Origin of the sequence: Pseudomonas sp. T1.Ur (assembly GCF_023516725.1) — a bacterium.
GTDB classification, from domain to species: domain Bacteria; phylum Pseudomonadota; class Gammaproteobacteria; order Pseudomonadales; family Pseudomonadaceae; genus Aquipseudomonas; species Aquipseudomonas alvandae.
Map to the genome: position 1 here is coordinate 1,039,723 of NZ_JAMGSN010000001.1, position 11,685 is coordinate 1,051,407.

The window sequence follows — 11,685 nt, forward strand, 5'->3', positions numbered from 1 at the left end:
AGTTGGCTCCCTCGCCACAAAGGCCGCGTGCGGCCGTCTGAGTGACCTCCACCGCCGATTCGTCCCGCCAGAGCTGGCGCGTTTCCTGCAAGACCCCCTCATATCGCCATAAAACGAGCGCTCGCGGCCTATCGCAGCGCTCGGATCGGCATCGAAGGTGTAATCCCCGTGCCCGCAAAGCGAAACAACGCTTGGCCGAGCCCGGTGATGAACGAGAGGGGAGACGATGAAGGCAGTTATCTTGGCAGGTGGTCTCGGCACGCGGATCAGCGAGGAGTCGCACCTCAAGCCCAAGCCGATGATCGAGATCGGTGGCAAGCCAATTCTTTGGCACATCATGAAGCAGTATTCCGCCCATGGAATCCACGACTTCGTCATCTGCCTGGGCTACAAGGGCTACGCCATCAAAGACTTTTTCGCCAACTACTTCCTGCACACCTCCGATGTCACCTTCGATATGTGCAACAACCGCATGGACGTTCACCAGAACTACAGCGAGCCATGGCGCGTGACGCTGATCGACACGGGTGAAGAAACCATGACCGGCGGGCGTCTGCGTCGGGCGGCGCGTTACCTTGAAAATGAAGAGGCGTTCTGCTTCACCTACGGTGATGGCGTGTCGGACCTCAATATTGGCGCGCTCGTGGATTTCCATTTGTCCCACGGCAAGCTCGCCACCGTGACGGCGGTCCAACCTCCGGGACGTTACGGTGCGCTGGAGCGCGACGGTGATGCTGTCCTGGGTTTCACCGAAAAACCACGGGGTGATGGCGGTTGGATCAATGGCGGGTTCTTTGTGCTCTCGCCGAAGGTCTTGCCTTATATCGCCGATGACCAGACTTCCTGGGAAGCCGAGCCGCTGGCGGCGCTGGCGACCGAGCAGCAGCTCCAGGCGTTCCAGCACGATGGTTTCTGGCATCCGATGGACACCCTGCGGGACAAAAACCACCTCGAAGCCCTCTGGCAAAGCGGCGAGGCCCCATGGAAACAATGGTCTTGAAAGCGGAATTCTGGCGTGGCAAGCGCGTACTGGTCACCGGCCATACCGGCTTCAAGGGCAGTTGGATGACGCTGTGGCTGCAAAGCCTGGGGGCCAAGGTCAGTGGTTTTTCTCTTGACCCGGCCACCCAGCCGAACCTGTTCGAGCTGGCCCGCGTGGGCGAGGGCATCGATGACCGGCGTGGTGACTTGCGCGACCTCGGCGCCTTGTTGGAGCTGCTGGCCGACGTGCAGCCGGAGATCGTCCTGCACCTCGCGGCGCAGCCTTTGGTGCGCGAAGGTTATCGCGATCCGCTGGGCACGTATTCCAGCAACGTCATGGGCACGCTCAACCTGCTGGAAGCGGTTCGCCAGGTGGGCGGCGTCAAGGCGTGTGTGTTGGTCACCACGGACAAGGTCTACGCCAACCAGGAATGGTTATGGCCCTACCGCGAAAACGAGGCCCTGGGCGGTCACGATCCCTATAGCAGCAGCAAGGCCTGCTGCGAATTGCTGGCGCAGTCTTATGCCGCCTCATTCTTCTCGGCTGAGCGCTATGCCGAACATGGCCTGGCCTTGGCGACGGCGCGGGCCGGCAACGTGCTGGGTGGCGGTGATTTCGCTCCCGAGCGTCTGATTCCCGACGTGCTTAAAGCCTGGTCGGCAGACGAGCCGGTGACGCTGCGTTATCCGCAAGCCGTTCGTCCTTGGCAGCACGCCCTGGAGCCGTTGGCCGGTTATCTGCAATTGGCTGAGTGCCTGTATCAACAAGGGCCGGAGTTTGCCGGTGCCTGGAATTTCGGTCCAAGTGACGCCGATATGTGCAGTGTCGGTGAAGTCGTCCAGCTGCTGGCCGAGCGTTGGCCGCAAGCGCCCGGCCTGCGCATCGAGCCGAGCGATTTGCACGAAGCTGGCCTGTTGCGCCTGGACAGCAGCCGCGCCCGGCAGTTGCTCGGCTGGCAGCCGCGCTGGTCGTTGCAACAATGCCTGGCCCAGACCCTGGATTGGCATTTGGCGTGGCAGAACGGTGATGACATGCGTCAAGTCACTCTCGGCCAACTGAACCTGTACCGAGGCGCGTTGTGAGCGAGTTTTCCTTGAAGGCATTGCCGCTGGCCGGTCTGTTCAGCGTCCGGCACAAACGCTTCGAAGACCAGCGCGGGCATTTCGCCCGGCTGTTCTGCGAAGGCAGCCTGAGCGCATTCGGCCAGCCGTTCCATATTCGTCAGATCAACCACTCCTGCACACGTGAGCGCGGTAGCGTGCGCGGGTTGCATTATCAGAATGCCGCGCAGCCGGAAGCCAAGCTGATTACCTGCCTGCGTGGCGAAGTCTGGGACGTGGCCGTGGATTTGCGTCCCGATTCCGAGACCTTCCTGCATTGGCATGCCGAGCACCTGAAGGCCGGCGATGGCCGCAGTCTGTTGATCCCGGCTGGATTCGCCCATGGGTTCCAGACCCTGAGCGACGACGCCGAGCTGCTTTACTTGCACAGTGCTGACTACGCCCCGGAGCACGAGGGCGGCCTGTCGGTGAATGATCCGCGGCTGGCGATTGCGTGGCCGTTGCCTGTCAATAATCTGTCGAGCCGGGACAGCAACCATCCCTTGCTCGACGAGCGTTTCGCTGGAGTGCGTCTATGAACTGCCGAGGTTGCGGGACTGCCCTGGCTTTGCCTTTGATCGATCTCGGTACTTCGCCGCCGTCCAACGCTTATGTGCGGGCCGACCAATTGGACCAGGCCGAGCAGTGGGTGCCGCTCAAGGTCGCGGTGTGCCAGCAATGCTGGTTGGTGCAGACCGAGGATTACACCCGCGCGGACACATTGTTCGACGCCGAGTATGCCTATTTCAGTTCTTTTTCCAGCACCTGGCTGGCCCACGCCGAGCGCTACGTTGCCGAGATGGTCGAGCGCTTCGACCTGGGTGCTGACAGTCGCGTGGTGGAAATTGCCGCCAACGATGGCTATCTGTTGCAGTACGTGGCCAAGCACGGTATTCCCTGCCTGGGCGTCGAGCCGACACGCAGCACCGCAGAGGCCGCCCGTGCCAAAGGCCTGGAGATCCGTGAGTTATTCTTCGGTCGCGAAACGGCCACGCAACTGATCGGCGAAGGCTGGGCAGCGGATTTGATGGCGGCCAACAACGTATTGGCCCACGTGCCGGACATCAATGATTTCCTCGCCGGCTTTGCCACTCTGCTCAAGCCAACCGGTGTCGCCACGTTCGAGTTTCCGCAACTGCTGACATTGATGGCCGGACAGCAGTTCGACACGCTGTACCACGAACATTTTTCCTACTTGTCGCTGACGTCCGTGCAAACCCTGTGCGAGCGCAACGGACTTGAAGTCTTCGATGTCAGCCAACTGTCGACCCATGGCGGTTCGTTGCGAGTCTTCGTCCAGCGTGCTGACGGCGTTCGACGGCCCGTCGACGCTTCGGTGCAGCAACAATTGCAGGCCGAGTTGGACGCAGGGGTGAAAACCTCCACTTATTACGCCACTCTGGCGCCGGCCGCCGAAGCCATCAAGCACGGCTTGCTGCGCTTCCTGCTGCAGGCCAAGGCCGACAGCAAGCGCGTGGTCGGTTATGGCGCAGCGGCCAAGGGCAACACATTGCTCAACTATGCGGGGGTCAAGCCTGACTTGCTGGCGTGGGTGGCGGATGCCAATCCGCACAAGCAGGGCAAGTACTTGCCGGGCAGTCGGATTCCTATCGTGTCGCCTGAGCGTATCGCCATAGAGAAACCCGACTACGTTCTCGTCCTGCCCTGGAACTTGCTGAGCGAAGTCAGCCAGCAATTGGAAGCGGTGCGTGGGTGGGGCGGCCGATTCGTAGTCGCCGTACCTGAGTTGACGCTCCTATGAAGGTGCTGGTGACGGGGGCAACCGGATTTGTCGGTCGACATCTCGTCGAGGCTTTGCTCGCGCGTGGTTGTCGGGTCCGTGCCGTTGCGCGTCGGGTCGAGCCGGCCAAGGCGCAGCCCTGGTTCGACCAGGTTGAATTCGTCGCGGCCGATGTTCATGCAAAAGAGCTGGACGTCGCTGCATTGGTCGAGGGTGTCGATGCCTTGGCGCATCTGGCGTGGCCGGGACTGCCGAATTACCAGGCACTGTTTCATTTCGAACATAACCTGATGGCCGATTATCAGTTCATCAAGCAGGCGGTCGTGGCGGGGGTGGGACAGGTGTTGGTCACGGGTACCTGTTTCGAATATGGCCTGCAGAGTGGGCCGCTCGACGAGCAGACTGCGCCACAACCGGCCAACCCTTACGGCTTGGCAAAAAATACCCTGCGCCTGTTTCTTGAACACCTGCAACGCGAGCACCCGTTTACGTTGCAGTGGGCACGTCTGTTCTATTTGCACGGCGACGGTCAGAACCCCAACAGCCTGCTCGCGGCGCTGGACCGGGCCATCGATGCCCAAGCACCGGTATTCGATATGTCGGGTGGCGAGCAGTTGCGCGATTACCTGGCCATCGAAACAGCGAGTGCTTATCTGGCAGGTCTGCTGTCGCGGCGCGAATTCAATGGTGTCGTCAATTGCTCAAGCGGCGAACCGGTGTCGGTTCGCGCGCTGGTCGAAGCACGACTGCGCGAGCGTGGCGCAGCCGTTCGCCTGAACCTGGGCCATTATCCCTATCCGACTCACGAACCCATGGCGTTCTGGGGCGTGGCCGAACGTTTGCAAACCTTGTTGGGAGCCGAACATGACACGTGAGCTGTACCGGGCCGTTGGCCTTCCGGTTCTGCAGAACCGTACCTTCGCCGATGAGCAGTCGGCCAGAGCCTCGGCGAGTGCCGACATGGTGTTGGTCCAGGACGAAGTGAGCGGATTGGTTTTCAACCAGGCGTTCGATGCCGACAAGCTCAGCTATGACAGCGACTATCAGAATGAACAAGCCCATTCCGCTCAGTTCCAGAAGCATCTTGCAGACGTGGAGGGGATCATTTGCCGGCATTTCAGCGGCCAGGAATTGATCGAGGTCGGTTGCGGCAAAGGCTATTTCCTGGAACTGCTCAAGGAACGTGGTTACGCGATCACGGGCATCGACCCGGCCTATGAGGGCGACAACGCCGACGTGATCAAGGCGCCGTTTACCCGTGACCTCGGACTGTCGGCCGATGCGGTCGTGCTGCGTCATGTGCTGGAGCATATCCAGGATCCGGTGGGCTTCCTGGCTGAAATCGCAGCGGCCAACCGAGGCGGACAGATTTACATCGAAGTGCCGTGCCTGGACTGGATCCTGGAACACCGGGCCTGGTTCGACCTGTTCTACGAACACGTCAACTATTTCCGCCTCGATGACCTGCGCCGGATGTTTGGCACGGTGTATGAGGCCGGGCACCTGTTCGGCGGTCAATACTTGTACGTCGTTGCGGATCTGGCCACGTTGCGCCTGAAGCCGGAACAGCCCGTTCCAGCCTTGCAATTGCCCGACGGATTCACCGCCAGCCTCGGTCGCGCCGTGCAGATAGTCCAGGCTGCGCCGCAACGAGGCTCGGCGATCTGGGGCGCATCCTCCAAAGGCGTGATCTATTCACTATTCCTGCAACGAGCCGGTGTAGCGGTGGACTGCGTAGTGGACATCAATCCGGCCAAGCAGGGGCGATATCTGCCGCTGTCGGGTGCCCGGGTGTCTTCGCCGCAAGAAGCCATGAGTGCATTGCCAGAAGGCGCCAACCTGTTCGTAATGAATTCCAATTACCTCGAAGAGATCAAGCGGATGACCGGTGGGCGCTACGTCTACCACGCCGTTGACAGCGCTTCGTTCCAATAACCGCGAGATTCGAAAAATGACCGACAACACTATCCATAAAGCTTTCGAAGCCCAATGCCAGACCGAAATCGCCGGGCAAGGCCAAGATCAGAAACTGGTCGGCCTGGCCAAGGAGTTTTTCAACGAATCGGCCCGCCACAAGTACAGCTACCATTTTTCGTGGATGGGGCGGCCGATCATCCAACTGCCGCAAGACATGATGGCCATGCAGGAGTTGATCTGGCAGATCAAGCCTGACCTGATCATTGAATGCGGTATCGCCCACGGCGGTTCGATCATCTATTACGCTTCGTTGCTGGAGTTGCAAGGCCACGGCGAAGTACTGGGCATCGACCTGGATATCCGCCCGCACAATCGCGAAGCAATCGAGAGCCATCCGATGAGCAAGCGTATCTCGATGATCGAAGGTTCGAGCATCGATCCGGCCATTGCCGAGCAGGTGCATGCAGCAGCCAAAGGCAAGAAAGTCATCCTGGTACTCGATTCCAACCACACCCATGACCACGTGCTCGAAGAGCTGCGTCTGTACGCGCCGCTGGTTTCGGTGGGCAGCTATTGCGTGGTGATGGACACGGTGGTGGAAGACATGCCGGCGGACTTCTTCCCGGATCGCCCTTGGGGCCCGGGCGACAACCCGAAAACCGCGGTGTGGAAATACCTCGAGGAAAACGACGGTTTCGAAATCGACCAGCAACTGCAGAACAAGCTGCTGATCACCGTTGCACCGGATGGCTATCTGCGTCGGGTTCGTTAATCCATCCGTTTCAAGTCATTAGCGTCTGGCAGGTTGTGGGGACTAGGAAATATGCAGGTTCGAAATACGCTTCAAAACAACGTGGCACCGCTGGGCGAGCGGTTCACCGTGGTGGTCATCTCCCACAACCGCAGCGCATTCCTGCGCCGCACATTGCATTACTACAGCAGCTATCCGTGCTCGGTGCTGGTGTTGGATTCGTCAGTGGAGCGGGATGATCAGATCGCCGAGGATTTTCCGTCGGTCGATTACCGCCACTTGCCTCAGTTCACCTACAAAGGGCTGCAGGAAAAATTGACCTATGGTGTCAACCAGGTCAAAACGCCTTATATGGTGTTCGCCGCCGATGACGATTTCCTTTTGCATGATGCCTTGACCGAGTCGGTGGAGTTTCTCGAAGCCAACCCCGACTACGGCCTTTGCCACGGCTACGGCATCATGTATTTGTCCTGCGCGACCGAAGTCTGCTATTTCCGCCGTGACCGCAAGGTGCACGAGGACTACGACAGCGAACTGGCCGAGGACCGTGTGATCCGTTTCATGGATCAGTTCCTGCCGCCGTTCTATGCCGTGACCCGCACTGACCTGTTGCAGCAGTGGTACGGCATGCTGCCGCCAGGCACCAGTTTCGAGTGGCAGGAAATCGGCCATACTTTTTACCTGCTAGCTTGCGCCAAGGCACGGATCCTGCCGATTCCGTTCGCTGTGCGCGAACTCAACTACGGCGGTTCCGAACACAACACCAACGTGCTGACGGTGCTGAGCTACAAAGACGCCAAAAGCGTCGCCGAGCGTGAGCAGTTCGCCGAGTTCCTGGCATCCGTGCCTACCCAGCTCAGCGAGCAGGCTCCAGAGCGCATCAAGCAGATCGCTTTGGACAGTTTTGCGGCCATGGCCGACTGCTTGCAGCAAGGGCGTTCGCTCAAGGGAACGCAGATCATTCGTTCGGCCTGGCTGGAAGCTGGGGGCGAGCCGATACGTTCGTTTGGCCCACAGCAGTTTGTCGAAATGCCATTTTATAATCAAAAGGTGTTCGATCTGCTGACCCAGTTTGAATTCCTGCTGCACGCCATGCCAGCCGGTCGCCTTCAGCTCCAGCAGTTGGAAGGCATCCTGCTGCGCCAGCATGAATTGATGCGTGTGCAACCCAACGATAACGAACGCACCCTACGCAGCCGTCTATGGGAAGCCCAAGGTCTGTATGCGTTCAACCGCACCGTGGTCAAGCGCCTGGCCGAGTCGTTGAAAAGCAGCGATGAGCCTGATGAGGCAGTGAAATTCCAGGCCTGGGCCGAGCGTCTTGACTCGGTGCCAGGCCAGCAGGATCGCCGGTTGCTGGAAAACATGCACTCCGGCCGTTTGTTGAATTGGCTTGAGACGCGTAGTCCAGATGCGCAGCAGCTCAAGTCCATCGCGGCTCACCTGGCCGAGCATCAAGGCGGCCCGCGGTTCGGCATCCTGCTGCTGGACCTGGACGCTGACATGTTCAAGCTGCAGGCGACCTTCGACAGCCTGGTCAACGGCCACTGCAAGGCGTTCAACGTGGTGGTCTTCACCACCGGCGACCTGCCGGCGACCACCACCGTGCGCGACACCGTTCATTTCGTCAAAGTCAGCGCTACCAACTATGTCGAGCGCATCAACCAGATTATCGGGCAATCCTCCGCCGACTGGATGGTGCTGGTCGAGGCTGGTGACCAGTTCACCCAAAACGGCCTGCTACGTGCCAGCCTCGAATTGATTGGCGCCGATGGCGTGCGTGCCGTGGCCATGGACGAAATCCAGCGCAAGGCCGACGGCAGCCTGGTCGATGTGTTCCGCCCTGGCGTCAATCTCGACTTCCTGCAATCGGTGCCTTCGCTGATGGCGCGGCATTGGCTGATTCGTCGTGAGGTGCTGGTACAGGTGCGCGGATTTACACCTGAATACACCCAGGCCCTGGAATTGGACGTGCTGTTGCGCCTGATCGAAGACGCCGGGCTTGCCGGCCTGGCGCACCTGTCCGAGCCGTTGCTGATCTGCAACGCCCCGGCGCAAGAGGAAAATGCCCAGGAGCGTCAAGTCCTGACACGCCACCTGGCGGCCCGAGGCTATCGTGCCCAGGTCACTTCGGCGCAACCGCTGACCTATCAAATCGACTATCAGCATGCCGAGCGGCCGTTGGTATCGATCATTCTCGAAAGCCGGGACAACTTCGAACAGATCCAACAGGCGCTGGTCAGCGTCCTGCAGCGCACCCGTTATCATCGCCATGAAATTCTGATCGCCGATAACCATAGCCAGTCCGAAGCAATAGCCCAGTGGCTCGACAGCCTGGAAGGCAAGGGCGACCGGATTCATATCCTGCGCAGCGATCAGCGCCTCAGCACGTCGGCCCTGAATAACTGGGCAACTGCCCAGGCCAAGGGCGAGTACCTGGTATTTTTGTCGGCCGAGGCTCAAGTGATCAACGCCAATTGGCTCGACAGCCTGCTCAACCAGGCCCAGCGTCCGGAGGTGGGGATCGTCGGCAGCAAGCAGATGGACATTCGCGGCATTACCACCCAGGCTGGCCTGGTGCTCAAGCCCGATGGCGAGGTGGCCTCGGTGTTCGTTGGCGAACGCAAGGACGCCAAGGGTTATCTCAATGGTCATCAGGCGGAACAGAACTACTCGGCGGTATCCGGTGTTTGCCTGATGATCCGCAAGGACTTGTTCGAAGCCGTAGGCGGACTGGACGAAGAACATTTTGCCGAGGCTTTTGCCGACGTCGACCTTTGCCTGAAAGCCGCCGACGCGGGTTATCTCACGGCCTGGACACCCCAGGCGCAGATGCTGCACGCCGGTACGTTCCCCGATGTGCCGGAGGCGGTCGAGGCCTTGCGCAGCAAGTGGCAGGCGCGCTTCGACCATGACGCGGCCCGTAACCCGAACCTGGCCTTGACCGGCACCGGTTTTGCGCTGGGTACTGCCACGGCTGTCGATTGGGCGCGGTTGCTGGCGTAAGCCTGCCAGGCAAAAGGAATCAGGATATGTTCAACGGTAAATCGATTTTCATCTCAGGCGGCACCGGTTCGTTCGGGCGCAACTTCATCCGCCGGTTGCTGGAGCAATACCAGCCCAAGCGCGTGGTGGTGTTTTCCCGCGACGAACTCAAGCAGTACGAGATGCAACAAACCTTCAATGCCCCGTGCATGCGTTATTTCCTGGGAGACGTGCGCGACGGCGACCGTTTGCGCCAGGCCATGCGCGGGATTGATTACGTGGTGCATGCGGCGGCGCTCAAGCAGGTGCCCGCAGCGGAATACAATCCCACCGAATGCATTCGCACCAACGTCAACGGCGCAGAGAACATCATCGCGGCGGCCATCGACAACGGCGTGAAAAAAGTCGTTGCGCTGTCCACTGACAAAGCGGCCAGCCCAATCAATCTCTACGGCGCGACCAAGTTGCTGTCGGATAAGTTATTCGTGGCGGCCAACAACATTGCGGGGGAACAGCAGACCCGCTTCGCCGTGGTTCGCTACGGCAACGTCGCCGGTTCGCGAGGCTCTGTGGTGCCGTTCTTCAGCAAGCTGATCGCTGAGGGCGCGACGGAGCTACCAATCACCGATGAACGCATGACCCGCTTCTGGATCACCCTCGATCACGGCGTGCAGTTCGTGCTGGACAGTTTCGCCCGCATGCACGGCGGCGAGGTATTCGTGCCGAAGATTCCATCGATTCGCATCGTCGACCTGGCGTCGGGCATGGCTGGGCACCTGCCTCATAAGAACGTCGGCATTCGGCCCGGTGAAAAGCTTCATGAGTTGATGGTGCCGCTGGATGATGCGCGCATGACGATCGAGTTCGCCGATCACTACACGATCCAGCCATCGATTCGCTTCACCAGTGTGGACGTGGATTTTGCTGTGGATAACCTGGGTGAACGAGGCAGGCCCGTCGCGGAGGACTTCGAGTATCGCTCCGACACCAATCCGCACTTTTTGTCGGTGGAGCAGATCGCTGATCTGCACGCCCGGCTGTCGGTATGATTCCTTACGGTCGGCAAAGCCTCGATCAGGCTGACATCGATGCGGTGGTGACCGTGTTGCAGTCCGATTGGCTGACGCAAGGGCCGGCGATCGAGCGTTTTGAGCAGGCCATGGCTCGCCGCTGCCAGGCGGGCCATGCCGTGGCTGTGTGCAATGCGACCGCCGCGTTGCACATCGCTTGCCTGGCGGCGGGGCTTGGGCGGGGGGACCGTTTGTGGACCACGCCCAACACCTTTCTGGCCTCGGCCAATTGCGGCCGCTACTGTGGCGCGCAGGTGGATTTCGTCGATATCGATCCGCTGACCTGGAACCTAGACGCCGTTGCCCTGGCCGCAAAGCTTGAACAGGCCGAGCGTGACGGGACCCTCCCCAAGGTGTTGGTGGCGGTAGCGTTCTCCGGGCAAAGCTGTGACATGCGCGCGATTGGTCGCTTGTCCGAGCGTTACGGTTTCACGGTCATTGAAGACGCCTCTCACGCGGTGGGTGCGTCTTATGCTGGTAGGCCGGTGGGGTGTGGCGAATTTGCCGACATGACGGTGTTCAGTTTCCACCCGGTGAAAATCATCACCAGCGCCGAAGGCGGGATGATCCTCACCAATCGCCCGGAGTTGGCGCAGCGTCTACAACGCCTGCGCAGCCATGGGATGACCCGTGACGCCGGGCAGATGACCGAGCCCAGCCATGGGCCTTGGTACTATCAGCAGGTGGAGTTGGGTTTCAATTACCGCATCACGGATCTTCAAGCGGCTCTGGGGCTCTCCCAGCTGAACAAGCTCGATGGGTTCATTGCCCGGCGTCGTGAACTGGCGGCGCGCTATGATCGGTTGCTAGGTGGTTTGCCCCTGACCTTGCCCGGCTTGCAAGCCGACGCCGAGTCGGCCTGGCATCTATACGTAGTCCGCTTGCGGCTCGATGAGATCTCCCTCAGTCATCGTCAGGTCTTCGAAGGCTTGCGTGCTGCAGGGATTGGCGTGAACCTGCACTACATACCGGTCCACCTGCAGCCGTATTACCGCGACCTGGGATTTGCCCCTGGAGACTATCCACAGGCTGAGCGTTATTACGCCGAGGCCATCAGCTTGCCGATGTTTCCTTCCCTCAGCGATGAACAGCAGGACTATGTGGTCGGGCAACTGCAACGATTGCTTGAGGAGTAACGA

The 11,685-nt window shown here is 60.2% G+C and carries 10 protein-coding genes; all 10 read left to right on the forward strand.

The genetic code is table 11. The features are described 5' to 3' along the window. Positions 1-226 precede the first annotated feature (226 nt). The 10 genes from rfbF to pseC are packed head-to-tail and all read left to right on the forward strand — an operon-like array spanning position 227 to position 11,682. On the forward strand, positions 227-1,000 hold the full coding sequence (rfbF, locus tag M8Q45_RS04840) for a glucose-1-phosphate cytidylyltransferase (RefSeq protein ID WP_217860073.1): 774 nt from the start codon (positions 227-229) through the stop codon (positions 998-1,000). Beyond that, positions 991-2,064, forward strand: a complete 1,074-nt coding sequence (rfbG, locus tag M8Q45_RS04845) for a CDP-glucose 4,6-dehydratase (protein ID WP_502940531.1) — start codon at positions 991-993, stop codon at positions 2,062-2,064. The genes rfbF and rfbG overlap by 10 nt, the downstream gene beginning before the upstream one ends. Then, positions 2,061-2,621 (forward strand): dTDP-4-dehydrorhamnose 3,5-epimerase, encoded by a 561-nt coding sequence (gene rfbC / locus M8Q45_RS04850; RefSeq protein ID WP_249873784.1) that lies wholly within the window; start codon positions 2,061-2,063, stop codon positions 2,619-2,621. The genes rfbG and rfbC overlap by 4 nt, the downstream gene beginning before the upstream one ends. Further along, positions 2,618-3,844 carry a class I SAM-dependent methyltransferase gene (locus M8Q45_RS04855; RefSeq protein ID WP_249873785.1) on the forward strand — a complete coding sequence of 409 codons (1,227 nt, stop codon included), beginning with the start codon at positions 2,618-2,620 and terminating at the stop codon, positions 3,842-3,844. Before rfbC ends, M8Q45_RS04855 begins: the two co-directional genes overlap by 4 nt. Beyond that, on the forward strand, positions 3,841-4,698 hold the full coding sequence (locus tag M8Q45_RS04860; protein ID WP_249873786.1) for an NAD-dependent epimerase/dehydratase family protein: 858 nt from the start codon (positions 3,841-3,843) through the stop codon (positions 4,696-4,698). Before M8Q45_RS04855 ends, M8Q45_RS04860 begins: the two co-directional genes overlap by 4 nt. Then, positions 4,688-5,758, forward strand: coding sequence for a class I SAM-dependent methyltransferase (locus M8Q45_RS04865; protein ID WP_249873787.1), 1,071 nt, complete (start codon positions 4,688-4,690; stop codon positions 5,756-5,758). The genes M8Q45_RS04860 and M8Q45_RS04865 overlap by 11 nt, the downstream gene beginning before the upstream one ends. A gap of 16 nt (positions 5,759-5,774) precedes the next feature. After that, positions 5,775-6,512 (forward strand): cephalosporin hydroxylase family protein, encoded by a 738-nt coding sequence (locus M8Q45_RS04870; RefSeq protein WP_030141102.1) that lies wholly within the window; start codon positions 5,775-5,777, stop codon positions 6,510-6,512. Positions 6,513-6,563: 51 nt separating this feature from the next. Beyond that, positions 6,564-9,497 carry a TIGR00180 family glycosyltransferase gene (locus M8Q45_RS04875; protein WP_249873788.1) on the forward strand — a complete coding sequence of 978 codons (2,934 nt, stop codon included), beginning with the start codon at positions 6,564-6,566 and terminating at the stop codon, positions 9,495-9,497. A 26-nt stretch (positions 9,498-9,523) separates the two neighbouring features. Beyond that, positions 9,524-10,525, forward strand: a complete 1,002-nt coding sequence (gene pseB / locus M8Q45_RS04880) for a UDP-N-acetylglucosamine 4,6-dehydratase (inverting) (protein ID WP_249873789.1) — start codon at positions 9,524-9,526, stop codon at positions 10,523-10,525. Continuing rightward, positions 10,522-11,682: a UDP-4-amino-4,6-dideoxy-N-acetyl-beta-L-altrosamine transaminase gene (pseC, locus tag M8Q45_RS04885; RefSeq protein ID WP_249873790.1), complete on the forward strand. Its 1,161-nt coding sequence runs from the start codon at positions 10,522-10,524 to the stop codon at positions 11,680-11,682. Before pseB ends, pseC begins: the two co-directional genes overlap by 4 nt. Positions 11,683-11,685 lie beyond the last annotated feature (3 nt).